Raw genomic sequence first — 24,944 nt, 5'->3', positions numbered from 1 at the left:
GGCACTCTTCCATACCGGGGCATGGGAGAGCACCGTCGGGTCGGCCCGGGGAACGGCCGACCCGACGGAGCTGGTCACGCGCGGCGGCGTCGGATCAGCAGCAGCCCGCCGCCGAGCAGCCCGAGTCCTGCCACGAGGATCCACAGCGCAGGACCACCGGCGTTGGGCAGTCCGCTGTCGGTGCCGTCCTCGTCTCCGTCGTCACCGCCGTCCTTGACCGGCGGCACCTTGACGACGGCGTCGTCGTCATCGGTGGTGGGTCCGTCGGTGCCCTCGTCGCCGCCGTCCAGCTGGGCAACGTTGCGGATCGACTCACCCGGCTTGGCGACGATCCGGGCCTCGACCAGGAAGCTGGCCTCCGCCCCTGCTGGCAGCGGGTCGACGTAGGTGCAGGTCACCAGCTGCCCGGCCACGACGCAGCTCCAGCCCTTGCCGTGGGCCGCGACGTACTCGAGCCCCTTCGGGAGCCGGTCGGTCACGACCAGCGGCGCGACGGTGGCGCTGGGACCGCCGTTGCGCACCGTGAGGCGATAGGTCACCAGGCCGCGCTTCTGCGAGGCGACCGACTTGTCGAGCGAGAGGTCGACGGTCGGGGTGACGTCGCTCTCCACCTCGTCGGTGTCGTTGTCCGGATCCTTGTCCTCCGACGGGGTCTCGACCCGCGCCTGGTTGAGCACGCCCGGCCAGGCCGACGGCTCGACGAGGACGATCACCTCGACGATGCTGGTCTCCCCAGCAGCCAGGCCGCCGGGCCGGGTGCAGGTGACAGTGCCGCCGCTCTCGGCGCAGTCCCAGCCGTCGCCGGCCGCGGACCGGTAGGCCAACCCTGCGGGGAGGACGTCGGTCAGGGTGATCTGCTCCGGGTCGTCGGTCGGACCGTTGTTGGTGACCGTGAGCCGGTAGCGGCCCTCCTGACCGACCACCAGGTCGCCGACGAGCTCCTTGGTGACCGCCAGGTCGACCAGGGCCGGCACGTCGACCGGATCGGTGTCGCGGTTGTCCTCCGGGTCCGTCTCCGGGGTGCTGCTGCCCACCTCGGCGACGTTCTGGACCCACGGGTAGGCAGCCGGCCGGACGACGGTCACCACAGTGATCGGCGGGGCGTCGGCGCCGCTGGCCAGACGTCCGGCCAGGGTGCAGGTCACCACGCCGTCAGCGGCTGTGCAGGTCCAGTCCGTGCCTGTGGCGGAGACGAACTCCAGGCCGACCGGAAGCGTGTCGGTGACCACCACGTCGCGGGCGGTCGAGGGACCCTCGTTGTGCACCGCGATGGCGAAGGACAGCTCGTCGCCGATATGCGCCGTACCCGTGTGCGACTTGGTCACCCGGAGGTTCGTCGCGCGGGTCACCGGCACCGTCTCGTCGTCGGTGTTGTTGCCCGGCTTGTCGTCGGTGGTCGGCGACTCGACGTGGGCGGAGTTGGTGGCCGGGGCGCTCTCCGCGTCCGCCGCCACCATCACCGACATCTGCAGCGCAGGCGCCGTCTGGCCGGCCACCAGGCCCTGCGCAAGCGTGCACGTGACCGTCTGACCGGTCGGCGGGGCGCAGCTCCACGGAGCTCCGGCCGACAGGTAGCTCATCCCGGCGGGAAGGGTGTCGGTCACGGTCAACGGAGCGATGGCGTCCGAGGGACCGTTGTTGACGACCGTCAGCGTGTAGTCGGTCGGCGTTCCAGCGACGACCGGTGCGCCGCTGTGCTTCTTCTCCAGCGCGAGGTCGGCCACTGCGACGACGTCGACGTCAGCGTCGTCCTCATTGTCAGCCGGGTCGTCGCCCGGGGTGGCCGTCGTGGCCGAGGCCTCGTTGGTCAGCGTCGTGCCGTGCGGCACGCCGCTGGCGACCCGTGCCTTGATGGTCAGCGGTGGTGCCGGCGTGCCGGGGACGATGCGGTCGATGGTGCAGACGCCCGCCGAGGTGCAGGTCCAGTCGGTGCCGATCGCCGACACCAGCGTCATCCCGGTCGGGAGCACGTCGGAGACGACGACCTGGCGTGCGTCCGACGGTCCGCTGCTGGTCACCCGGATCTCGAAGGTCGCGACCTCGCCAGCCCGCACCGGGTTGTCGCCGACGTTGGTCTTGGTCAGCTTGATCTCGGTGTCCTCGGTGACCGGCGTGTCCTCCGGCTCGTTGTTGTTGTTCGGGTTCGGGTCCGGGTCCGGACCGTCGACCGACGCCGTGTTGACCAGGGTCTGGGCCCCGATGCCGCTAGCGATGAGCGCCTTGACCGTGATCACGGGTGCGGTGGCGCCGGAGGCCAGCACACTGTTGCGCTCGCAGGTGATCGTGCCGCCGGCATGACCACAGGTCCAGCCGGTGCCGACCGCAGAGACGAAGCTCAGGCCGCTGGGCAGCACGTCGGCGACCTCGATCGGCGCCTTCGACTGGCTGGGACCGTTGTTCTTCACCGTCAGCTCGTAGGTGATCTCCGTGCCAGCGATGACGTCCGCGACCGGGGTGGTCAACGTCTTGGTGATCTGCAGGTCCGCCTTGACGTCGGCCGAGGTGCTCGAGTCGTCGTCATCCTCGTTGTTCGGCGTCACGGGGTCGGGAGTCGGGCTCGTGACCTCGGCCCGGTTGACCACCGATCCGGTCAGCGCCTGGTCGATCTCCACGTCGATGGTGAAGGTCGCCTGGTTGGCGTTCCCCGCGGTCTGGGCGACCAGACCGGCGGGCCGGGTGCAGGTGAGCACCTGGCCCGCGGGGGTGCAGGTCCAGCCGCTGGTCGCCGAGCCGGCGACGTAGGTCAGGCCGGCGGGCAGGTCGTCGACCAAGGTGAGCGGTCCGGCCGCGTCGGACGGGCCATGGTTGGTGACGGTGAACGAGTACGTGTCGGTCGTCCCGGCCGTCATCGGACCCACGTGGGTCTTCTCCAGGCTGAGGTCGGCGCTCGGCGCCGGCGTGCTGGGAACGTCCTTCGAGTCCGGCTCCTCCGGTCCGGAGGTGGGGTCGGTCGGCTCCTCGACGGTCACCCTGTTGGTGACGGCCGTGGTGAGGCTGCTGGCCACCGACGCGGTCACGTTGATCACCGGCAGCGCGCCGATGCCCACCGGCTTCGCTCCGTCCCAGACGAACGTGAGCACCTGACCGCTCTGGTTGTCGAGCTTCCACCCCGTGCCGGTGAAGGACTTGTAGGTGAGGCCCGCCGGGAGCGTCTCGGTGACGGTGATCGCGCCCTGCGAGTACGACGGCCCGTGGTTCGTCACGGTGATGGCGTACGTCGCGTCGCGCCCGGGCACGAGGGTGCCGTTGAGCGCCTTGTCGATGCCGAAGTCGGCGATGGTGGTGACCGTCGACCTCTCGTCGTCCTTGTTGTTGTCCTTGTCCGGGTCGTACGTCTCCGCGCTCACCGTGGCGTTGTTGGTGATCTCGGTGCCGGCCACCAGGTCGGCGTCGAGCGTGCCGGTCACGGTGATCGGTGCGAACGAGGCGTCCTTGGCGAGGGTGCCTGTGCGCTCGCAGGTGAACTCCGACGGCGTAGCGGGGACCGGCGGGTGGCAGGTCCAGCCGCCACCGTCGGCGGAGACGAAGGTGACGCCGTCCGGCAGCGTGTCGGTGACGGTGAACGGACCGACCGCGACGTCGCCGCCGTTGTTGGTGACGGTCAGCGTCCACGAGAAGTCGTCGCCGGCCACCGGCTTGGCCCCCGACGGGGTCACCGCCTTGACGATCTGCACGTCGGCGGAGTCGATGCGCGTCTGGGCATCGTCCTCGTCCTCGGTGACCACGACGCCACCCTCGAGGTCCTTACCCGAGGTCGCCGCCGTGTTGACGTGCGCGGTGCCCGAGCCGACGGCAGCCGAAGCGCCCGGGATGGCGATCAGGTCGATCACGATCGACTCGCCACCGGCGAGATCGGCGAGATTCGTCCAGGTCAGCGCCTGACCGGAGATCGCGGGATTCACCTGGGTCGCTGCGGCGCCCTTGATCGAGACCATCGCCGAGTCGTCGTCGTAGGTCCACCCCGCGGGCAGCGTGTCGACGATGTCCACATCGTGCGCGGTCGGCGCGCCGGCCTTGTTGGTGACCTCGATCCGCCAGCGCACCGGCTTCCCCCGGTAGGCGGGCGCCGGGTCGAGCAGCGTCTTGCTCACGGTGAGCTCGGGCAGCGCCGGCGTCACGGTCGCGTCGTCCTCGGGGCCGTCGTACGTGCGTCCGCCGCCCTCGTTGCTCGGCAGCGAGTGGTACTCGGTGATGTCGACGGTGTTGGTCTGGCCGGTCTTCGTGCCGGAGACCAGCGTGCCCTTGTAGGTGAGCGTGATGGAGTCGCCCGCGGCCAACGGACCGAGGTCGGACCAGGTGATGGTGCCGCCGCCCGTGGCTCCGCCGTTGAGCGCACCGCCGCCGCTGATCGATCCAGCCGTCACCTTGACGCCGGCCGGCACCGTGTCGGTGAGGTCGATGTCGTGCGCCGTCGACACGTTCGCACCGGTGGCGTTGGTGACGGTCACCGTGTAGGTGAACTCCTCGCCGTGGACCGGGTTGGCCTTCGACACGGCCTTGGTGATGCTGAGGCGAGGCTCAAGGACCGTAGCGGTCGAGGTGGCGGGGCCGGTCTGCTTGTCGGTCGTGTCCCCGGAGGCCGACTTCCAGAGGAAACGCACACTGTTGGTCAGCGTCTCTCCGGCATCGTTCTGGGCCTGCGGGCTGCCGAACGTGTCGCTTCGTACGACGGCCGTGTAGGTGACCTGCAGGGTGCGGTTCGCACTCGAGGTCGGGATGTGCCCGAAGCTCCAGGTGACGACCTGACCGGCAGTGGAGCTGGTCGGCGTCGGCACGGTGCAGGAACCCCCGCTGTCGGTGCACGTCACGTCCACGTCCTGGAGGGAGGCCGGGTCGATCCCGGCCGGCAACGTGTCGACCACGCGGGCGTCGTAGAAGTGCGCGTCTCGCGGCAGCTCGACGTCGACGGTGAACGTCACCCGATCGCCCACAGGCGCACGGGTGGGGGTCACCGACTTGGTGATCGTGCTGCTCGGGACGGTCAGCGTGGCATCGTCGGTGGCGGCGTAGCTCTTGTCGCCCGGAGGGGTGCCCGGCATCGAGGTGCCGGTCTCGGTCACCGTGTTGACGTAGGTGGCAGCGGAGCCTGCGGCGGGGTCGACCGTCGCGGTGTAGGTGAGCGTCGGCCAGGGCTGCGTGTTGGGCAGGTCCCCGAGTGTCCACTCGATCCGGGTCGCGCCCGCGGCACAGCCCGGGCTGGCGACGACGGCCGCGGTGCCACGGCTGGGAGTGATGCTCCCGGAGTCGACGTTGATGCCTGCGGGCACGCAGTCGACGAGCACCGAGTCGTGCAGCACCGGCTGGCGGTTGTTCTTGGCCGTGATCGTGTAGGTGACCGACTGGCCCGCACCGGGGTTGGTCGGCGTCACGGTCTTGTCGACCACCGGCTGCGGCTCGACGAGCGTGATCGTTGAGGTGTCGGTGACCTGCGTGAGGCTGCCGCCGGCCTGGTTCGTCGAGTCGAATCGGGCGGTGTTCACGCGCGTCTGGTTGTGGACGCCTGTGCTGCCCACGTCGATGTGGGTCCGCACGGTGAGCCGCACCCACTGGTCCTCGGCGCCGATGACCAAGGGCGTGGCCAACGTGGCGGTGAGGACCTTGGTCGCCGCGACGTAGGTGGGGGTACTCGGCACCACGGAGGCGGGCGCGGTCGCCCATCCGCCGGCGCCCACCTTGTGCTCGACGGCCACGAGCTCGTCGAAGACGACGTGGCTCGGCAGGGCGTCGGTGATCTTCCCGCCGTAGACGGTGGTGTTCTTCGGCAGCTTGGCCTCGATCGTGTAGGTGACCGTCTCCCCCGGCACCGCGTAGTTGGTGGTGCCCGGGTTCGCTCCCTGCAAGGCGTCGTCGACCGACGTGTCGTTGGACTTGTCGAGCTCGACCTTCGGCACGGTGACGGTGTGGTTGTCGTTCGCCGGCGGAGCATCCTGCTCGTCGGCAGGCACCGTCGTGTCGACGTTCTCCTTGGGGTAGTGGGTCTCGATCACACCGAGGTTGTTCTCGGTTCCGTAGTCACGCACGTGCGCGGTGTTCGTGTACGACGCTCCCGCAGCGATGGTCGCCGGATAGGTGACGCGGTAGGTGATCGCGGCGTTGAGCGTGGCTCCGGGCGCGATCCGCACGGTGTCGGGCAGCTCCCAGATCACCACCGAGCGGACGCCGTTGCCGGCGTACGTGGGTCGACCCGCGGAGGTCGGGTCGAAGCACTGGCGCGGGGCCGTTCCGACACCGGAGACCAGATCGGCGCAGGCGATGCCCTGGGGCAGCACGTCCCACACGGTCGGGCCGACGATGTCGACAGCGTTGCCGTTGGCCGCGTTCCCGTTGTTGCTGAGCGCGATGCTGAAGTCGACCTGGTCACCGGCAACCACGGAGGTCGCGGACGCCGTCTTGTCGATCGCGATCGGCGGCGGTGACGGGACGCGGAAGTCCTCCTGGTCGCGGAGGAAGCTGACCTTGCCCTTGGTGTCGGTCCAGGTGAGCTTCGCCAGGTTGCCTGGCACGTCGACCTCACCGGGCGCTGCCGGCGTGTTCACGATCGCCGAGAGCACATAGACGAAGCGCCCACCCTGGGTCACGAAGCGGCCGCCCGACTTGGTCTCACCGAGGGTGAAGACGGGTCCGGCACTGGGCATGGTGATGGTGACCTGGCCGGCGGGCAGGTTGTTGCCGCCGGCGGGCTGCGCGGAGCCCGCCTCGTAAGTGAGGTTCTCGGGCAGGAAGTCCTTGAGGACCGGGTTCTTGGTGTCGGTCCCCGTGGGGAAGGTGACGTCGAGCAGGAAGCAGACCCGCGACCCCTCGGCGAAGGTCACCGAGGCGCGCTCGGCCGCAGAGCCCGTGAGCAGGGCCGCGGTGTCCTTGTAGTCGCCCGCGGGCTTGGCACACGTGTACGGCGTGCTGCCGTCCTGGGGCAGGATCCGCTTATCAAGCTTCACCTCGCCGCCGGTGAGGGTCGCGCGCGACTCGTCCTCGACCGCCTGGGTGCCGCTCTCGTGGCCCAGTCCGTTGACCGAGGTCGTGGTGCCGGTCAGCGAGACCGTGTTGACGTAGGAGTCACCGGCCACGGTCGGGGCACCGGTCTGCCGGTACGTGGTGCCCATGAGCGCCTGGAAGGTGACCGTGTGGGTGCCGCTCTCCGGCATGGTGACGGGCGTGAAGACGATGGTGTGGGTGCCGTCGGCGTTGGCCGTCACGGTGTCGTAGCTCGCCCCGGTGGGCGCCTGGGAGCCGGCAGCGGTGCACCCACTGATGCCCTGCCCCTCGGCACGCAACGGGCAGAGGCCGTCAGGGAGCACGTCGGTCAACACGATCTGGTCGGCGCGGGCGTACTCGCCGGTCTGCAGCTCGAAGGTGAAGGTCGCGATGCCGCCGTGGGTGAAGGTCGTCGGCGACACCGACTTCTGCACCGCGAGGTCCTCCGCGGTGACCGTCAGCGTGTCCTCGTCGGCCACCCTGGTCGAGCCACCGCCCGCCACGGGACCGGCGTAGTCGGCACTCACCCCCACGTGGTTGGTCAGCCCCTGCTCGCTGTCGGTCTCACGGGTGGAGGCACCGGTGTTGTTGTCGAGGTTGGCCCCCTGCTCACCGCTGGTCGCAGACGGCTCGGCGCCCTCGGGGAAGAGCTGGTTGGCCCGCATCGGAATGCCAGCCAGGTACCTGACCGTGGTGGTGTCGCCCGGCGCGAGGTCGGCGAGGTGCCACTCGACGCGGGTGTAGACCCCGCCCGGGTAGCCCGCCGGATCCTTGACCGTCGTCACCGAGAAGGGCGTGGGGCAGTTGGCGGTGAGGTCGGCGACCGCGTCGAGCCGTGGGGCGCCGGCGTACTCGACGTCGGCGCCGGCGGTGTTGTCGACGTCGCCGCAGCCGAGGAACTCGAGCTGCGCGGGCAGGTAGTCGACCAACACCACGTTGCGGTCCGCGTAGTGACCGTTGTTCGTGACCTTGAGGGCGTACGTCGTGGGGTGCTCGTGGACGCCGCGCACCAGCTCGTGCTCGGGACTCGGCTCGCTCTTCTCCACCTTGATCGCGGAGACGCTGGTCCGCTCCTGCGGAGCGGTCCCCTGGTTGTCGGCTCCCGTGGTGTAGGTGCCGCTCCCGTTGAACTTCGGCACCGTGCGCTCGTTGGTGTTGGTGTAGGCGGAGGCGTCCGTGGGGATGGTGCTGCCGACGGGGAAGACGTCCTTGTCGGGCAGCACCCGGAAGGTGAGGGCCTGGGTCGCCGCGAGGGGAAGGTCGGAGACGTTGCTCCAGATCAGCACCGTGCCGCCGCCCGGTGCCGGGAGGTTGATGATCTTGGGCTCGCCGAGGGCCGCGTTGCTCGAGCCCGGGACGTAGGTGACGCCCGCCGGCAGCACGTAGCGGAAGGAGAGGTTGTACTGATCGACGCTGCCGGTGTTGCGTGCGGTCACCCGGACCTCGGCCGCTTCACCGAGCAGGACGTTGCCGGTCACCTCGGCACTGACCTCGAGGTCGTTCGGCGGCGCGGCGGCGGCCGGCGAGCCGGGCACCAGCGCCAGGGTCGCCAGGACCAGAACAAGCGCCGCTACCAGCCGAAGGGCCACGGATCCCGGCTTGCCGATGACTGCATGAAAACGCGTAGACATCACACACTCCCCGCGGAGCCCACGCCCCGCATTCCCCACCAGCCACGGCCACACGTCGCCGCCGTGGTCGGAGCAGCCGACTCCCACATCGCCGCTCACCGCTTCGAGGTTAAACGATGACGCGCCCTGCTACCGAGGGATGCTTCGGAAACATCCGAAATCCACCGTGACTTCACCCACGTCCTGGGACCTTCGTCCTAGAACGGAGGACCGATCAGCCGACGAAGACGGTCAGCGGACGTGACCCCCGCGCGGCCGGCTCGTAGAGCGCCAGGAACTCGCCGTCCGGGCCGAAGACCGCCGTGATGCCCGCCAGTTCCAGATCGAGGGGGCGCCCGAAGCGAACCGCCGCCGCGTCGGCCTCGCCCAGGTCGGCGGCCGGGAAGGTACGCCGAGCGGCCTCGGCGATGGGGAGCAACCGGAACTCGTCCTCCAGCTGCTCCAAGGTCTGGGCGACGTCGAGGTCGAACTCCCCGACCTCCGTTCGACGTAGGGCCGTGAGGTGCCCACCCACGCCGAGCTCGGCCCCGAGGTCGCGGGCGATCGCACGGACATAGGTGCCGCTGGTGCAGTGCACCGACACGTCGAGGTCGACGAAGTCGCCGACAGCGCGGACGTCGTCGACCGTCAGCTCGTGCACCGTCACCGTGCGCGCCTTCAAGACGGGCTGCTCGCCCTCGCGCACGAGCTGGTGCGCGCGTTTGCCGTCCACCTTGATCGCGGAGACGGCGGTCGGCACCTGCTGGAGCTCCCCGACGAACCGGGCTGCCGCCGTACGGACCTGCTCCTCGGAGAGATGGCTGGCGGGGACGGTCGCGGTGACCTCGCCCTCGGCGTCGTCGGTGTGCCGCGTCTGCCCGAGTCGGATCGTCGCGTCGTAGCGCTTCTCGGTCAGCATCAGGTGGCCGAGCAGCCGGGTGGCCCTGTTGACGCCGAGCACCAGGACACCGGTGGCCATCGGGTCGAGGGTGCCGGCGTGCCCGACCTTGCGGGTGCCGGCAAGGCGGCGCACCCGCGAGACCACGCCGTGCGAGGTGATCCCGCCTGGCTTGTCGACGACGACCAGCCCGGAGTCGAGCGGACTCACTCCCCGTCCCGCTCCTCGGCCCCCGCCTCGTCGTCGAGGATCTCGCGCGGCTTCTTGTAGGGGTCCTCCCCCGCGGCGTACGTCGCGCCGGCGGCGGTCGCGGCGACCTGGGCGTCCTGCTCCTTGGCCCGGGCCAGGACCTCGTCGAGCTGGCGCGCGGTCTCGGGCAGCGCGTCGTGGATGAACTCCAGGCTCGGCACGTGTCGCATGCCCAGCTGCTTGCCCACCTCGGAGCGGATCAGTCCCTTCGCCGACTCGAGCGCGGCGGCGGTGCCTGCCAGCTCCTCCTCCTCGCCGAAGACGGTGTAGAAGATCGTCGCCTGCTGCGTGTCGCCGGTGAGGCGGACGTCGGTGACCGTCACGAACCCGAGCCGCGGGTCCTTGATCCGCCGCTCCAGCATCTCGGCGACGATGACCTTGATCCGGTCCGCGATCTTGCGGACCCGTGGGCTTGCCATGGGGTGCTCCTACCGAGTTCAGTCCGCGGGGCGACCGCGGGTGTTTGAGTCTAGTGGCGAACGCCGAACGCGAGGCGGGTCCGGCCCTCTCGGACCGAACCCGCCTCGTCAGCGCTTGCGGATCAGCTCCGCGGGATCTCGCGCATCTCGAAGGCCTCCACGACATCGCCGATCTTGATGTCCTGGAAGTTCTTCAGCACCATGCCGCACTCGAAGCCCTCGCGGACCTCGGCAGCGTCGTCCTTCTCGCGGCGCAGCGAAGCGAGGTCGAGGTTGTCGGCGATGACCGCACCGTCGCGCAGCACCCGGACCTTCGCGTTGCGGCGGATGACACCGGAGGTGACCATGCAGCCTGCGATGTTTCCGGTCTTGGAGGAGCGGAAGATCTCGCGGATCTCCGCCTGGCCCAGCTGGGCCTCCTCGTACTCCGGCTTGAGCATCCCCTTGAGGGCCGCCTCGATCTCCTCGATCGCCTGGTAGATGACCGAGTAGTAGCGGATCTCGACGCCCTCCTTCTCCGCCATCTGGCTCGCCTTGCCCTGCGGGCGGACGTTGAAGCCGATGATGATGGCGTCGGAGGCGGCGGCCAGGTCGACGTTGGTCTCGGTGATCGCACCGACACCGCGGTCGATGACGCGCAGCGACACCTCGTCGCCGACGTCGATCTGGGCCAGCGAGTCCTCGAGGGCCTCGACCGAACCGGACACATCGCCCTTGAGGATGAGGTTGAGCTCCTGGCTCTCGCCCTTCTCCATGGAGGCCATGAAGTCCTCGAGGGTACGACGCACCCGGCGCTTGGCCTGGCTGGCCGCACGCTCGCGCGCCTCGCGCTTCTCCGCGATCTGGCGTGCCATCCGGTCGTCCTCGACCACGATGAAGTTCTGGCCGGCGCCGGGCACCGAACTCAGACCGAGCACCATCGCAGGACGGGACGGGTCAGCGACCTCGAGCTCGCTGCCGTGCTCGTCGAGCATGGCACGCACCCGGCCGTGAGCCGGACCGGCGACGATCGAGTCACCGACCCGCAGGGTGCCGCGCTGGACGAGGATCGTGGCCACCGGGCCACGACCGCGGTCCAGGTGGGCTTCGACGACGAGGCCCTGGGCGTCCTGGTTGGGGTTGGCGCGCAGGTCGAGCGACGCGTCCGCCGTCAGGATGACCGCCTCGAGCAGGTTGTCGAGGTGGAGTCCCTCGCGAGCCGAGACGTCGACGAACATGGTGTCGCCGCCGTACTCCTCCGGCACCAGGCCGTACTCGCTGAGCTGGCCACGGACCTTGGTCGGGTCGGCCTCGGGCTTGTCGATCTTGTTGACCGCGACCACGATCGGCACACCGGCCGCCTTGGCGTGGTTCAACGCCTCCACCGTCTGCGGCATGACGCCGTCGTCGGCCGCCACCACGAGGATCGCGATGTCGGTCGCCTGGGCACCACGGGCACGCATGGCGGTGAACGCCTCGTGACCCGGGGTGTCGATGAAGGTGATGCGACGCTCGGTGCCATCGACCTCGGTACGCACCTGGTAGGCACCGATGTGCTGGGTGATGCCACCGGCCTCGCCCTTGCCGACCTCCGCGTTGCGAAGCGCGTCAAGCAAGCGAGTCTTACCGTGGTCGACGTGACCCATGACGGTCACGACCGGCGGCCGGGCCTCGAGTGCCTCTTCGCCACCCTCGTCGGAGCCGAACTCGATGTCGAAGGACTCGAGCAGCTCGCGGTCCTCGTCCTCGGGCGAGACGACCTGGACGACGTAGTTGAGCTCCTCGCCCAACAGCTCCAGGGTCTCGTCGTTGACGGACTCGGTCGCAGTCACCATCTCGCCGAGCGAGAAGAGCATCTGCACCAGGGCCGCGGGATCAACGTTGATCTTCTCCGCGAAGTCGGTCAGCGAGGCACCGCGGGCAAGACGCACGGTCTCGCCGTCACCCTTGCGGACCCGCACACCGCCGATGGTCGGGGCCTGCATGGCCTCGAACTCCTGGCGACGTGCCCGCTTCGACTTGCGGCCACGACGGGACGGACCACCGGGACGCCCGAAGGCACCCTGGGTCTGGCCACGCTGACCAGGACGGCCACCGCCACCGGGACGGCCGCCGCCAGCGGGGCCGAAGCCGCCGCCACCACCGGGACGGGCACCGCCGCCACCGCCGCCACCGGGACCACCACGGCCCGGAGCACCGGGACGACCCGGCGCACCGCCGCGACCGCCACCGGGGCCACCACGGCCCGGAGCACCGGCGCGACCGCCGGGACCGGAGCCGAACGCGGCCGGGGACTTCGGCATCATCGCCGGGTTGGGACGCGGCATGCCGGGGCGACCGGCACCCTCACGAGCGGCCGGGGGACGCGGGGGACGCTGGTCGCCCGCACCGCCGCCGCCGGCGGGCGCGCCCGGCTGGTTGGTGGGAGCCGGACGACGGCCCATGCCCTGGCTGGGCGCGAACGGGTTGTTGCCCGGACGCGGCGTGCCGCCCGGACGACCCACCGGACGCGGCGCAGGTGCGCGCGGCGCCGGCTTGGGTGCTGCCGGAGCACTGGCTGCCGGCGGCGTCGCAGCGGGTGCTGCAGGCGCTGCGGGGGCAGGAGCCTCGGCTGCCGGCGCCGAAGCTGCCGGCGCCTCGGGGGCCGGGGGCTCCGGAGTCTCGGGTGCCTTGGGAGCGCGGGGGCCCGGACGCGGACCGGGGCGCGGCGCGGTCTTGGCGCCGGACTCCTCCGCAGCGGGCGTGGACTCAGCCGGTGCGGCGGCCTTCTTGGCCGGCGCCTTCTTCGCCGGGGCCTTGGCGGCCTCGGCGGGTGCGGCTGCAGCGGAGCCGCCGGCAGCCTTCAGCTGCTCGCCGTACTCCTTCTTGAAACGCATCGCGACCGGGGGTTCCACGGTCGAGGACGCAGACTTGACGAACTCACCCATCTCCTTCAGCTTTTCGAGAACGAACTTGCTCTCGACGCCGAACTCCTTGGCGAGTTCATGGACTCGGGGCTTGGCCACGCTTCTCCTTCTGGCCCCGAGCCCTTGCCCTGCGCAGACTGCAGGGTGGTGCGACGAAGCCGTTAGTGGTTGTGCATGCTCATCGGGAAGTACTCATCGAGTGCTCATGAGCTGCTGCTCCAGTTTCTGTCGGTCATCACGGTCAGGTGCAGAGCAAGGCGATGTGGTCTTCGACGGCGCCGACCTCCGCCTTCGCATCGAGCCGCAGGGCTCGGGCGAACGCACGGCGTCGAACCGCCAGTTCCAGGCACTCGGTCGTGGGGTGCAGGTGTGCGCCGCGACCGGGAGCCGAGCCGCGCGGATCCGGTACGACGGCTCCTGCCGTCGTCCCCGAGCCCTTGACGACTCGCAACAACTCGCTCTTAGTGGCCCGCTCCCGGCATCCGATGCAGGTCCTGACGGGACCCGTGAGGGAACCCTGGTCAGGGCATGCGGAAGGACGGCGTTCTCGAACCACTGTGGTGAAACTCTACTCCCCCAGCCCCCGGAATCACGAACCGGTAGCGCCCGCGCTCAGGCGTCGCTGCCCGGCTCGTCCGAACGGATGTCGATGCGCCACCCCGTGAGGCGGGCCGCGAGGCGGGCGTTCTGACCCTCCTTGCCGATCGCGAGGGAGAGCTGGAAGTCAGGCACGGTCACCCGCGCCGACCGCTCGGCGAGCGAGACGATCTCGACCTTGCTCACCTGCGCCGGGGAGAGCGCGCTGGCGACGAGCTTGGCGGGATCGTCGGACCAGTCGACGATGTCGATCTTCTCACCGGCGAGCTCGGCCATCACGTTGCGGACCCGCTGCCCCATCGGGCCGATACAGGCACCCTTGGGGTTGACTCCCGAGACCGTGGAGCGCACCGCGATCTTGGTGCGATGGCCGGCCTCGCGGGCGATGGCCGCGATCTCGACGGTGCCGTCGGCGATCTCGGGCACCTCGAGCGCAAAGAGCTTGCGCACCAGGTTGGGGTGGGTGCGCGAGAGCGTGATCTGCGGTCCGCGCATGCCCTTGCGGACGGAGACGACCATGCACTTGATCCGGCTGCCATGCTCGTACTTCTCCGTGGGCACCCGCTCTCCCAGGGGCAGGATCGCCTCGAGCTTGCCGAGGTCGACCATGACGTCGTCGGGGTTGCGGCCCTGCTGGATCACTCCGGAGATGATGTCGCCCTCACGACCGGAGAACTCGCCGTACCGGATCTCGTCCTCGGCGTCGCGCAGCCGCTGCAGCATGATCTGCTTCGCCGTGGTGGCGGCGATCCGGCCGAAACCGTCGGGAGTGTCGTCGTACTCACCGACGACCTCGCCCTCGTCGTCGAGCTCCGCCGCGAGCACGCTCACATGGCCGGTCTTCTGGTCCAGGACGACCCGAGCGCGGCTCTGCGCTCCCGGGCTCTTCTGATAGGCGGTGAGCAGGGCCTGCTCGATCGCCTCCACAAGCACCGAGAACTTGATCTCCTTCTCGTGCTCGAGCGCACGCAGGAGGTTGAGGTCGATGTCCATCAGGCTGGCCCTTCGGGTCGGTTGAACTCGATCTGCACGAGGGCCTTCGCGATGTCGGCGTAGGGCACCTCGCGGGTGTCGTCACCCACCTGGAGGGTGACGGTGTCGTCGTTGGAGTCGAGGACGCGACCGGTGACCTGGCCGCCTTCGACGAGCGCCGCCTTGACCAGGCGCGTCCGGTTGCGACGCCAGTGCCGCGGCAGGGTCAGGGGGCGGTCCACGCCCCGGGAGGTCACCTCGAGGGTGTAGGGCTGCTCGCCCATGACGTCGGAGGCGTCCAGTACGTCGGAGACGACGGTGGTCGCCTCCGCGACGTCGTCGAGGGTGACTCCGCCGTCCTTGTCGACCGCGATCCGGAGCACCCGGCGCTTGCCTGCGGGCGTGAGCTCGACGGCTTCGACATCCAGGCTCAGTGCTGCCAGGGGGTCGGTCAACTCGGTCCGAATCCGGTCCGGGACGGCGTCAGATCTGGCGCTGCTCATAGACGAGACCTCCTTGTGCTGTTGTCGCGCACCACCATAGCCCGCCCGGCGGGGTACGGCGCGCATCGAGGTGGGCGGCGGGACCCGTCGCCGCGGCTCGTCTAGAGTGCGCGGCGTGCCCGCACCCCCGTCCGCGTCCTCGCCCCGCGCCTCCGGGCGCGGACCCGCCCTCTCGCGCCGGGGTGCCGTCGTCGCCGTCCCGCTGACACTGGCGCTCGCCGGCTGCCGCTGGGGCCCCGAGGCCGACGGCGCCGGCGAGCCCGTCTCCGGGACCACCCCACCCCCACCGGACGCCGACCGCGTGCTGGTGGATCAAGCGACAGCCCTGATCGGCGACACGGCAGCCCTGGTGGCTGCGGCGGTCGCAGCCCGGCCCCGACTCGGCCAGCAACTGGCCGCCTTCGCCACTCTGCACGACGCACACCTACGGCACCTGGCCGCCACCCCGGTCACCACCTCCGCCGGAGAGGCACGGGCGCTGGCCGGCGTGCTGAAGGCCGAGCGCCGGCTCCAGGAGGGCCTGATCGACCTGGCCGGCCGGGCCGGCAGCGGCATCCTCGCCCGCAGCCTCGCCTCCATGGCCGCCGGCGTGGCCCAACATGTCGCAGTCGCCTCGGAAGGAACCCGATGAGCACCGTCGACGACCTGAACACGGTGCTTGCCGGAGAGCACGCGGCGGTCTACCTATTCGCGACGTTGGGGGGCCGCACCTCGGCATCGGCGGAGCCGACGCTCGCGGCAGGGCTGCGCAGCGCCCATAGCATCCACCGGGCTCGCCGCGACCAGCTGGTCCGGATGGTCCTCGACCTCGACGGCAGCCCGGAGGCCGTGGCCGTCGGCTACGAGCTGCCCAACGCCTCGCGCACCCCGACGCAGATTCGCCGCGGAGCGCTCCAGGTCGAGAGCCGGTGCACCGCCCTCTACTCCGACCTGGTGGCCCGGACGCAGGGCGCGGACCGGAGCTGGGCGATGCGGGCGTTGGTCGACTCCGCCGTCCGCCAGCTCGGCTTCGGCGGCCTCCCGAGCGATCTGCCGGGCACCTGAGTCGTCCCCTACCGGCCGGAAATACGAACGGCGCGTGGGTAGTCCCGAGATCCACCCACGCGCCGATCGCTCCACGAACCGCCAATCCATCCTGCACTGAACCGGCAGCGAGTTCCTACCCACTCCGCCTGCAGGTTCTTGCACTGCACAAACTTGCAAATGCCCGGCGCTGGTATTCGATTCGCCGGCAGGGGCGGGGTCTTGATCTGATAGCTCCATGCACCTGCGCTCCCCGGACTTCGACCGCTTCGCGGACTTCTGCGCCATCGTCGAGGAGTTCGCCGGTGCGGGTCTGCACGGCTCCGGCTTCTGGGGCGACCACCAGCCGGTGCTGACCGAGTCCGGCTACGCCGCCTGGGTGCAGGGTCTGCTCGACGAGGGCGACGAGACGCTTCCTCCGCAGGAGGGGCGGGTGAAGTGCTCCTACTTCTGGATCATGGACGAGGACGGCGCCTGGGTCGGGTTCCTGGCGCTCCGCCGCAGTCTCAACGACTTCCTGCTCGAGGAGGGCGGCCACATCGGCTACTCGGTGCGTCCCAGCCGACGACGTGAGCGCTTCGCCACCCGCGCTCTGGCTGCAGCACTCGGCGAGGCCGCGGCCCTCGGCATCGATCGGGTGCTCGTCACCTGCGACGAGGACAACATCCCCTCGGCACGCACGATCGAGGTCAACGGCGGCCTCTACGAGGACTCCCGCAACGGCAAGCGCCGCTACTGGATCCCCACGAATCCGCGATAGCCGCGGGTTCGCGCGGGACGTAGCCCGGTGCCTCAGCCCTTGAGCTGGGCGACGACCGCGGCGAGGGGCACGTCGGCCCGGTCGCCGGTACGCCGGTCCTTCACCTCGACGACGCCGTCGGCGAGGCCCTTGCCGACCACGACGATGGTGGGCACGCCCATCAGCTCCGCGTCCTTGAACTTCACCCCCGGGCTGACCTTGCCGCGCCGGTCGTCGTAGATCACGTCCAGTCCGGCCGCACGCAGCTCCTCGGCGAGCGTCTCCGCGGCCGCGAAGAGCGCCTCGTCCTTGCCCGCGGCGACCAGGTGCACATCGGCCGGCGCGATCTCGGCCGGCCAGCACAGACCCAGCTCGTCGTGGTTGCCCTCGGCGATAGCCGCGACGGCGCGGGAGACGCCGATGCCGTAGGAGCCCATGGTGACGGTCACCAGCTTGCCGTTCTCGTCGAGCACCTTGAGGTCGAGCGCCTCGGCGTACATGCGGCCGAGCTGGAAGATGTGGCCCATCTCGATGCCGCGGGCGGAGACCAGCCGACCGTCCTCGGCTCCGGCACAGCGCGGGCAGGCGTCACCGTCACGCACCTCGGCTGCCTCGATGGTGCCGTCGGCGGTGAAGTCGCGGCCGGCCACCAGGTCCAGCACGTGCTGGCCGGCGACGTCGGCGCCGGTGACCCAGCGGGTGCCCTCGACCACGCGCGGGTCGAGCAGGTAACGGATCCCCGAGGCCGACTCCTCGCCGAGCACGCCAGGCCCGATGTAGCCCTTGACCAGGGCGGGGTGCTTGGCGAACTCGGCCTCGTCCATCGCCTCGACCTCGATCGGCTCCAACTGGCCCTCGAGGCGCTTCTGGTCGACCTCGCGGTCGCCGGGAAGGCCGATCGCGACCGGCTCCCGGGTGCCGTCGGGGTGCTTGAGCACCAGCAGCACGTTCTTCAGCGTGTCGCCGGCGCGCCAGGGGCGGTCCTCGCGCGGGAACGTCGCGTTGAGGTGGTCGACCAGGGTCTCGATGGTCGGGGTGTCGGGGGTCTGCTCCGCGTGCGCAGCCGGCGCGCCGTCGTACGAGAGGGCGGCAGGGGCGGGCACCGTCACCGCTTCGACGTTGGCGGCGTAGCCACAGGCGTCGCACTGCACGAAGGTGTCCTCACCGACGGCGGAACGCGCCAGGAACTCCTCGGACTTCGAGCCGCCCATGGCGCCGGCGGTCGCCTGCACGATCACGTAGTCGAAACCGAGCCGGTCGAAGGTCTTGATGTACGCCGCCCGGTGGGCCGCATAGGAGGCGTCCAGCCCCGCGTCGGTGGTGTCGAAGGAGTAGGAGTCCTTCATGACGAACTCGCGACCGCGGAGCACACCGGCGCGCGGACGCGCCTCGTCGCGGTACTTGTTCTGGATCTGGTAGAGCCAGACCGGCAGGTCCTTGTAGGAGGAGTAGAGGTCCTTCACCGTGAGGGTGAACATCTCCTCGTGGGTGGGGCCGAGCAGGTAGTCGGCTCCCTTGCGGTCCTTGATGCGGAAGATGTTGTCGCCGTACTCGGCCCACCGGTTGGTGGCCTCGTAGGGCTCGCGGGGCAACAGTGCCGGGAACTGGAGCTCCTGGGCGCCCATGGCGTCCATCTCCTCGCGGATGATGCCCTCGACATTGCGCAGCACGCGCAGTCCGAGCGGAAGCCAGGTGTAGATGCCCGGCGCCGCGCGACGCACGTAGCCCGCCCGGACGAGCAGCTTGTGGCTCGGCACCTCGGCGTCCGCCGGGTCGTCCCGCAGGGTACGGGCGAACAACGTGGACATACGGAGGATGCGGGCACTCATGCGGGCAAGGCTATCGGGGGTACGCCGCCGCGCCGACGTCGGCTGGCGCGACCGGATCCGTAGAGTCGGACCATGTCGAACGACGAGTGGATCAAGGCCTTCTGGCAGGACGCCCAGGTGCACGCGAACCTCAACCGCCTACGGGTCTACCTGGGCCAGAACTCCACCGAGGCGCTGCCGCCACCCGCGTGGTCCTTCGGCATCGAGCCGGGGCCAGCCGACGAGCTCCTGTCGTTGGTGCTCGACGGCACCAAGACCGCGACCGCCTCGGCGGTGCGCGACTACGTCGGAGAGGAACTGCCGCGCAAGGGCAACCTGTCGATCGTCACCGAGAGCTCCGGGCGGCCCCGGGCGCTGATCGTGACCACCGGGGTGCGGGTGGTGAGGTTCGGCGAGGTGGACGCCGAGCACGCCCGTCGTGAGGGCGAGGGCGACCTGAGCCTCGAGCACTGGCGCGCCGAGCACCGCAGGTTCTTCGCCGAGACCGCCGAGCTCACCGGCCAGGATCCTGCGGTGACCGACGACCTCGACGTGGTGCTGGAGGAGTTCGAGGTGCTCTGGAAGCGCTGACCTAGAACATCACGGTCATGAAGCGCTCGGTCTCCCGGAAGCCGACCCGCTCGTACGCCGTCCGGGCAGCGACGTTGAAGTCGTTGACGTAGAGCGAGGCCACCGGGGCGATGTTGCGGCGGATCAGCTCGACGACGGCCGCCATCCCACGGGTGGCGAGCCCTTCGCCGCGCCGGTCGGGGACGACGTACACGCCTTGGACCTGGGCTCCGTGGCTGGTGGCGCAGGCGACCTCGGCCTTGAAGACGACGCGCCCGTCCTCGATCCGCGAGAACTGCCAGCCGCGCGCGATCAACTGGGCGACCCGGGCCCGATAGAGGTCTCCCCCGCCCCCCTCCTCCGGCGAGATGCCGACCTCTTCGGTGTACATCGCCACACAGGCGGGATACACGAGGTCGATCTGGTCGCGACTGGTGACGACGACCTCGGGGTCCGGGGGGATCGAGGGCGCGGCGCCGATCTCCAGATGCGGCTGGTGGCTGCGGATCTCGCGCGCTGGCCCCCAGGTCGGCTCCAGCAGGCGCCACAACTCGGCGACCGCAGCCGCCGGGCCGACGATGGTCGCCACGCTGCGGCGCGACCAGAGCGCGTGCTTGACGAAGGCGGCGACGTCGTCGGGGCCGCACTGGATCGGCACCAGGTTGGCGCCGACGTGAAGAGCGGCGACCAGGCGGCCGTCGAGGAAGCGGCCCCACACCTCGCCGCCGAGCCAGCGCGGCTCCAGGGTGGTGAGGCGCGCCCGATGCTCGGCGAAGACGTTGACGACCGGTGACCGGTCGGTGAGCAGGAGGAAGTCGGTGAAGTCGGCCGGGCCCAGCACCCGTACGGTCTCGTTGCTCACGGCCGGAACACTAGTGGGTGCCGCCACCCAGCGGTCCGCGGTCAGCCGACGGTGACTTCGGCGCCCGCTCCGGGCTCGGCCTCCATGCCCTCGGCGATCCGCAGCGCCTCCTCGATCAGGGTCTCCACGATCTTCGACTCCGGGACGGTCTTGATGACCTCACCCTTCACGAAGATCTGGCCCTTGCCGTTGCCCGAGGCGACGCCGAGGTCTGCCTCTCGAGCCTCGCCTGGCCCGTTGACGACGCAGCCCATGACCGCGACCCGCAGCGGCACCTCGAGGCCGTCGAGCCCGGCAGTGACCTGCTCGGCGAGGGTGTAGACATCGACCTGGGCGCGGCCGCAGGAGGGGCAGGAGACGATCTCCAGGCGGCGGGGCTTGAGGTTCAGCGACTCCAGGATCTGGATGCCGACCTTGACCTCCTCCACCGGCGGGGCGGAGAGAGACACTCGGATCGTGTCGCCGATGCCCCGGCTGAGCAGCGCACCGAAGGCCGTGGCGGACTTGATGGTGCCTTGGAACGCCGGCCCGGCCTCGGTGACGCCGAGGTGGAGCGGCCAGTCGCCGCGCTCGGCCAGCATCTCGTAGGAACGCACCATCACCACGGGGTCGTTGTGCTTCACCGAGATCTTGAAGTCGTGGAAGTCGTGCTCCTCGAAGAGGCTCGCCTCCCAGACCGCCGACTCGACGAGCGCCTCCGGCGTCGCCTTGCCGTACTTCGCGAGCAGCCGCTTGTCGAGCGACCCGGCGTTGACACCGATCCGGATGCTGGTGCCGTGGTCGCGCGCGGCGGCGGCGATCTCCTTGACCTGGTCGTCGAAGGCACGGATGTTGCCCGGGTTGACCCGGACGGCGGCACACCCCGCCTCGATCGCCGCGAAGACGTACTTCGGCTGGAAGTGGATGTCGGCGATCACCGGGATCTGTGCCTTGCCGGCGATGGCGGGCAGCGCCTCGGCGTCGTCCTGGCTCGGGCAGGCGACGCGCACGATGTCGCAGCCCGCGGCGGTCAGCTCGGCGATCTGCTGAAGGGTCGCGTTGACGTCGGAGGTCAACGTCGTGGTCATCGACTGCACCGAGATCGGGTGGTCACTGCCCACCCCGACCTTGCCGACCTGGATCTGCCGGGTCTTGCGTCGAGGGGCCAGCACCGGCGGCGGGGCCTGTGGCATGCCGAGGGAGATCGAGGTCATGGGGTCAGTCTACGGACCCGCCGGCGCCGTCTCCCGGGCCGTCAGCCAGGGCAGCACGGCCAGCAGGGAGATCGCCCCGGTCATCGCGAACGCCCAGTCGTAGCCGACCTGGTCGGCGATCACACCGATCAGGATGGGGCCGCCGATCGCCCCCGCGTCGCTGGCCATCTGGAAGGTGGCCAGCACCTTGCCGCCGGAGCGCTCCTGACCCACGACGTCGGCGACCGCAGCCTGCTGCGCCGGGTTGAGCAGGCCCGCCCCCACTCCGGAGAACGCGGAGAGGACCAGCAGCTCGGCGAGCCCCGTCACCAGGCCGATGACACCGAGGCCTACCGCGGTCACCACCAGGCCCGCGACCACCATCGGCCGACGACCGACCGTGTCGGCGAGCCTGCCGCTGAACTGCAGGGTGATCGCGGTGCCCACCGCAGCACAGGCCAGTGCGACACCGGCGACCCAGGTGTCGTCGTGGATCGCCACCGCGAACTGCGGCAGCACCGCCACCCGCACACCGAAGTTGCACCACCCGTTGGCGAAGGAGGAGGCGAGCGCCGCTCGATAGGTGCTGGAGCCGAGCGCCTCGGCAAGGCGCATCGGCGGGCCGGCCAGGCCCGTCTCGCTGGGGCGCAACCGTGCGCCCGAGAGTCGGACGCCGACGACGACGGCAGCCACCACCAGGGCTCCGGCGTACACGACGAAGGGGACCCGGAGGCCGAACTCCGCCAAGACACCACCGGCCAGCGGTCCGATCATGCCGCCGATCAGGAACGCGGACGCGTATGCCGAGCTGACGCGACCGCGGATCGACGGCGGGGCCAGGCGCACCAGCAGCGCCATCGCCGAGACGGTGAACATCGTGGAGCCGATGCCGCCGAGGCCACGCAGGATCAACAGCTGCGCGTAGGACTGCGCGAAGGCCGTGGCCAGCGACGACGCTGCGACGATCAGCAGTCCGGAGAGGTAGACGGGCCGCTCCCCCAGGCGGGCCACCAGTGCACCGCCAGCCGGTGCGAAGACGAGCCGGAAGAAGGCGAAGGCCGACACGACGACGGAGGCGGCGGCGACCCCGACATCGAAGCTGCGCGCGTACGCCGGCAGGACCGGGGAGACCAGCCCGTAGCCGATCGCGATCACGAAGGCGGCGGCAACCAGGACCCAGATCTCACCGGGAATGGCGACGCGCTGCGCGGAGGTGGCGGGGCGCCCCACTAGGAGATATGGATCGGGACGACGAGATCACCGACGATGAGCACCAGGCTCATCACCAAGAACGCCCCTGCCACCACGTAGGCGACGGGCAGCAGCTTCGCAACGTCGACGTGGCCGGGGTCCGGACGCCGGCGCAGCCGAGCCCATCCCCGGCGTAGCGCCTCCCACAGCGCACCGGCGATGTGGCCACCGTCGAGGGGCAGCAGCGGCACGAAGTTGAACATGCCGATGAAGAAGTTGAACCCGCCGATCAGCATCAGCAGGAAGACGACCTTCTCCTTGACAGGGAACGCCTCGTGGGAGGTGGTCTCGCCGGCGAGCCGGCCGCCGCCGACCACACTCATCGGGCCCTCGGGATCGCGTTGCTCGAGGCCGATGATCGCCTGGCCGACGTCCCAGACCTTCGACGGGAGACTGGCCAGCGACTCGACCGTGCGCACGGTCATGTCGCCCATCTGGTCGAGCGTGTAGAAGAGACCGCCGCTGCCCAGCTCCGTGGTCGGCCCGACACCGAGGAATCCGACCTCGGCAAGGTTGTCGACGTCGCCGTCGACCGGGCGCGGCGTGACGAGCGTGTTGGTCTGCAGCGGAATGAGGACGCCGTCGCGGCGGACCGTGATCTCGGCCTCGCCGCTGGCGTTCTCACGGATCAGGCCGGAGAGCTGCGGCCACGAGGAGATGTGCGTGCCGTTGAAGGCGACGATCTCGTCACCCTCCTGCAGACCCGCTCGCTTGGCGGGCGCCACCGGGTCCTCCGAGGTGCAGGCTCGTTGCGACTCCGAGACCGGCAGCACACAGTCGCTGACGCTGCTGACCACGGGCAGGGTGCGGACGTCGCCGGGGTTGCCGTAGGTGGCGAAGACGCCGAGGAAGATGAAGAGCGCGATGACGATGTTGACCATCGGGCCCGCCGCCATCACGGTGACCTTCTTCCACCAGGCCATCTTGTAGAACAGCCGCGGCTCGTCATCGGGCCCGACCAGCTCCCACTCGGCTGCGCGGGCGTCGGAGACGAGTTGGGTGAAGAGGCCGGTGTTGCTCTGCCTCAGGTGCCCCTCACGGTCGGGCGGGAGCATGCCGATGATCTTGACGAACCCGCCGAGCGGGATCGACTTGAGGCCGTACTCGGTCTCCCCCACTCGTCGGGACCAGACGGTGCGTCCGAAGCCCACGAAGAACTGGGTGACCTTGCCGCCGAAGCGCTTGGCCCAGTACATATGGCCGAGCTCGTGCAGCGCGATGGAGACGACCATGGCGAGCACGAAGACCAACACCCCGAGGGTGTAGTAGAGCACGGTCATCGGTCGACTCCCCGGTCCAGGCGCTCGACCAGCCGGGAGGCGGTCTCCCGTGCCCAGGCGTCCGCGGCAAGGACGTCGTCGAGCGTCAGCTTCTGCTCCGAGCCTACGGGGTGCTCCGACAGTACGTCGGCGATCACGTCGACGATGCCGGGGAACGGCAGGCGGCCCGCATGGAACGCGTCGACGCACACCTCGTTGGCGGCGTTGTAGACGGCTGGCGCGGTGCCGCCCCGAGTGCCGGCGACACGGGCCAGCCGTACGGCCGGGAACGCCACGTCGTCGAGCGGCTCGAAGCGCCAGTCGGACGCCCTCGTCCAGTCGACCGGGGCCTCCGCACCAGGCACCCGATCGGGCCAGGCCAGGCCCATCGCGATCGGCACCAACATGGTGGGCAGACCGATCTGCGCCACCACGGCGCCGTCGACGAACTCCACCATCGAGTGGATGAACTGCTGCGGATGCACGACCACGTCGATCGCCTCGAACGGCACGTCGAAGAGCAGGTGCGCCTCGATCACCTCCAGCCCCTTGTTGACCAAGGTCGCCGAGTTCGTGGTGATCACGCGGCCCATCGCGAAGTTGGGGTGGGCGAGCGCCTGCGCCGGGGTGACCTCGGCGAGTTCCTCGCGGGAGCGGCCCCGGAACGGTCCACCGCTGGCGGTCAGCACCAGGCGGCGTACCTCGGCGGCGGAGCCGCTGCGCAAGCTCTGGGCGATCGCACTGTGCTCGCTGTCGACCGGCACGATCTGGCCGGGCCGGGCCCGCTCCTTGACCAGCGGTCCACCGATGATCAGCGACTCCTTGTTGGCGAGCGCGAGGGTGCGGCCCGCGTCCAGCGCGGCCAGCGTGGGCCGTAGCCCCACGGCGCCGGTGATGCCGTTGAGGACCACGTCACACGGCCGCGCGGCGGCCTCGACGCTCGCCTCCTCCCCCAGCCCGGAGTACGCCGGAGCGAACTCGGCGACCTGGCTGGCGAAGAGCTCCGGGTTGCCGCCTCCCGCGGTCAGGGCGACCACTCGGAAGCGGTCGGGGTTGGCCCGGACCAGGTCGAGCGCCTGCCGGCCGATCGAGCCGGTGGAGCCGAGGATCACCACGTCACGCGAGTTCACCGGGACATTCTCGCAGGCGGGTGGA

At 70.3% G+C, this 24,944-nt stretch carries 17 protein-coding genes; 4 read left to right on the top strand and 13 right to left on the bottom strand.

Translation table 11 applies throughout. The annotated features are described in order from the left end of the window. Positions 1 to 74: 74 nt before the first annotated feature. The 7 genes from DNK54_RS00650 to rimP all read right to left on the bottom strand — a co-directional run bounded on the left by DNK54_RS00650 (position 75) and on the right by rimP (position 15,105). Positions 75 to 8,603, bottom strand: a complete 8,529-nt coding sequence (locus tag DNK54_RS00650; protein ID WP_110205040.1) for an isopeptide-forming domain-containing fimbrial protein — start codon at positions 8,601 to 8,603, stop codon at positions 75 to 77. Between the two features lie 214 nt (positions 8,604 to 8,817). Then, positions 8,818 to 9,690, bottom strand: a complete 873-nt coding sequence (truB, locus tag DNK54_RS00645; protein WP_110205039.1) for a tRNA pseudouridine(55) synthase TruB — start codon at positions 9,688 to 9,690, stop codon at positions 8,818 to 8,820. Next, complete coding sequence (rbfA, locus tag DNK54_RS00640) at positions 9,687 to 10,148, bottom strand: 30S ribosome-binding factor RbfA (RefSeq protein ID WP_110205038.1); 462 nt, start codon at positions 10,146 to 10,148, stop codon at positions 9,687 to 9,689. The genes truB and rbfA overlap by 4 nt, the downstream gene beginning before the upstream one ends. A 122-nt stretch (positions 10,149 to 10,270) precedes the next feature. Beyond that, positions 10,271 to 13,132 (bottom strand): translation initiation factor IF-2, encoded by a 2,862-nt coding sequence (gene infB, locus DNK54_RS00635; protein WP_110205037.1) that lies wholly within the window; start codon positions 13,130 to 13,132, stop codon positions 10,271 to 10,273. A 142-nt stretch (positions 13,133 to 13,274) separates the two neighbouring features. After that, positions 13,275 to 13,589 (bottom strand): YlxR family protein, encoded by a 315-nt coding sequence (locus DNK54_RS00630; protein ID WP_110205036.1) that lies wholly within the window; start codon positions 13,587 to 13,589, stop codon positions 13,275 to 13,277. Positions 13,590 to 13,645: 56 nt separating this feature from the next. After that, positions 13,646 to 14,623: a transcription termination factor NusA gene (gene nusA, locus DNK54_RS00625; protein WP_110205035.1), complete on the bottom strand. Its 978-nt coding sequence runs from the start codon at positions 14,621 to 14,623 to the stop codon at positions 13,646 to 13,648. Next, on the bottom strand, positions 14,623 to 15,105 hold the full coding sequence (gene rimP / locus DNK54_RS00620; RefSeq protein ID WP_110205034.1) for a ribosome maturation factor RimP: 483 nt from the start codon (positions 15,103 to 15,105) through the stop codon (positions 14,623 to 14,625). The genes nusA and rimP overlap by 1 nt, the downstream gene beginning before the upstream one ends. A gap of 115 nt (positions 15,106 to 15,220) precedes the next feature. Here rimP and DNK54_RS20985 point away from each other — a divergent pair, with 115 nt between their 5' ends. The 3 genes from DNK54_RS20985 to DNK54_RS00605 all read left to right on the top strand — a co-directional run bounded on the left by DNK54_RS20985 (position 15,221) and on the right by DNK54_RS00605 (position 16,888). Continuing rightward, positions 15,221 to 15,736: a hypothetical protein gene (locus tag DNK54_RS20985; protein ID WP_162602252.1), complete on the top strand. Its 516-nt coding sequence runs from the start codon at positions 15,221 to 15,223 to the stop codon at positions 15,734 to 15,736. Continuing rightward, positions 15,733 to 16,149, top strand: a complete 417-nt coding sequence (locus DNK54_RS00610) for a ferritin-like domain-containing protein (RefSeq protein WP_110205032.1) — start codon at positions 15,733 to 15,735, stop codon at positions 16,147 to 16,149. The genes DNK54_RS20985 and DNK54_RS00610 overlap by 4 nt, the downstream gene beginning before the upstream one ends. 217 nt (positions 16,150 to 16,366) lie before the next feature. After that, entirely contained in the window at positions 16,367 to 16,888 is a 522-nt protein-coding gene (locus tag DNK54_RS00605) for a GNAT family N-acetyltransferase (protein ID WP_110205031.1), read from the top strand. A gap of 32 nt (positions 16,889 to 16,920) precedes the next feature. On the opposite strand, the gene DNK54_RS00600 is transcribed toward DNK54_RS00605, so the two are convergent. After that, entirely contained in the window at positions 16,921 to 18,696 is a 1,776-nt protein-coding gene (locus tag DNK54_RS00600; RefSeq protein ID WP_239459831.1) for a proline--tRNA ligase, read from the bottom strand. 72 nt (positions 18,697 to 18,768) lie between these two features. Here DNK54_RS00600 and DNK54_RS00595 point away from each other — a divergent pair, with 72 nt between their 5' ends. Continuing rightward, positions 18,769 to 19,266 carry an ASCH domain-containing protein gene (locus DNK54_RS00595; protein ID WP_110205029.1) on the top strand — a complete coding sequence of 166 codons (498 nt, stop codon included), beginning with the start codon at positions 18,769 to 18,771 and terminating at the stop codon, positions 19,264 to 19,266. A gap of 1 nt (position 19,267) precedes the next feature. Here DNK54_RS00595 and DNK54_RS00590 read toward each other — a convergent pair whose 3' ends face one another. From DNK54_RS00590 to dxr, 5 genes are read right to left on the bottom strand one after another with little or no spacing between them, the layout of a single operon-like run. Beyond that, positions 19,268 to 20,107 carry a GNAT family N-acetyltransferase gene (locus tag DNK54_RS00590; protein ID WP_110205028.1) on the bottom strand — a complete coding sequence of 280 codons (840 nt, stop codon included), beginning with the start codon at positions 20,105 to 20,107 and terminating at the stop codon, positions 19,268 to 19,270. Between the two features lie 41 nt (positions 20,108 to 20,148). Next, the gene (ispG, locus tag DNK54_RS00585) at positions 20,149 to 21,300 is read right to left on the bottom strand and encodes a flavodoxin-dependent (E)-4-hydroxy-3-methylbut-2-enyl-diphosphate synthase (protein WP_110205027.1); all 1,152 of its coding nucleotides are present in this window, start codon (positions 21,298 to 21,300) and stop codon (positions 20,149 to 20,151) included. Positions 21,301 to 21,309: 9 nt separating this feature from the next. Beyond that, positions 21,310 to 22,509 carry an MFS transporter gene (locus DNK54_RS00580; RefSeq protein WP_110205026.1) on the bottom strand — a complete coding sequence of 400 codons (1,200 nt, stop codon included), beginning with the start codon at positions 22,507 to 22,509 and terminating at the stop codon, positions 21,310 to 21,312. Beyond that, entirely contained in the window at positions 22,509 to 23,810 is a 1,302-nt protein-coding gene (locus DNK54_RS00575; protein WP_110205025.1) for a M50 family metallopeptidase, read from the bottom strand. The genes DNK54_RS00580 and DNK54_RS00575 overlap by 1 nt, the downstream gene beginning before the upstream one ends. Continuing rightward, positions 23,807 to 24,919 carry a 1-deoxy-D-xylulose-5-phosphate reductoisomerase gene (dxr, locus tag DNK54_RS00570; protein ID WP_204164373.1) on the bottom strand — a complete coding sequence of 371 codons (1,113 nt, stop codon included), beginning with the start codon at positions 24,917 to 24,919 and terminating at the stop codon, positions 23,807 to 23,809. The genes DNK54_RS00575 and dxr overlap by 4 nt, the downstream gene beginning before the upstream one ends. Positions 24,920 to 24,944 lie beyond the last annotated feature (25 nt).

This window comes from Nocardioides daejeonensis (assembly GCF_003194585.1).
GTDB classification, from domain to species: Bacteria; Actinomycetota; Actinomycetes; order Propionibacteriales; family Nocardioidaceae; genus Nocardioides; species Nocardioides daejeonensis.
Note: the sequence above shows the minus strand (reverse complement) of the source record. Positions and strands in the feature narration are given on the sequence as shown.

Coding starts and splice junctions, on each gene's coding strand:
- DNK54_RS00600 (WP_239459831.1), bottom strand. CDS start 18,696: ATGAGTGCCCGCATCCTCCGTATGTCCACGTTGTTCGCCCGTACCCTG.
- DNK54_RS00650 (WP_110205040.1), bottom strand. CDS start 8,603: ATGTCTACGCGTTTTCATGCAGTCATCGGCAAGCCGGGATCCGTGGCC.
- rbfA (WP_110205038.1), bottom strand. CDS start 10,148: ATGGCAAGCCCACGGGTCCGCAAGATCGCGGACCGGATCAAGGTCATC.
- DNK54_RS00610 (WP_110205032.1), top strand. CDS start 15,733: ATGAGCACCGTCGACGACCTGAACACGGTGCTTGCCGGAGAGCACGCG.
- rimP (WP_110205034.1), bottom strand. CDS start 15,105: ATGAGCAGCGCCAGATCTGACGCCGTCCCGGACCGGATTCGGACCGAG.
- DNK54_RS00575 (WP_110205025.1), bottom strand. CDS start 23,810: ATGACCGTGCTCTACTACACCCTCGGGGTGTTGGTCTTCGTGCTCGCC.
- nusA (WP_110205035.1), bottom strand. CDS start 14,623: ATGGACATCGACCTCAACCTCCTGCGTGCGCTCGAGCACGAGAAGGAG.
- DNK54_RS00595 (WP_110205029.1), top strand. CDS start 18,769: ATGTCGAACGACGAGTGGATCAAGGCCTTCTGGCAGGACGCCCAGGTG.
- DNK54_RS00605 (WP_110205031.1), top strand. CDS start 16,367: ATGCACCTGCGCTCCCCGGACTTCGACCGCTTCGCGGACTTCTGCGCC.
- ispG (WP_110205027.1), bottom strand. CDS start 21,300: ATGACCTCGATCTCCCTCGGCATGCCACAGGCCCCGCCGCCGGTGCTG.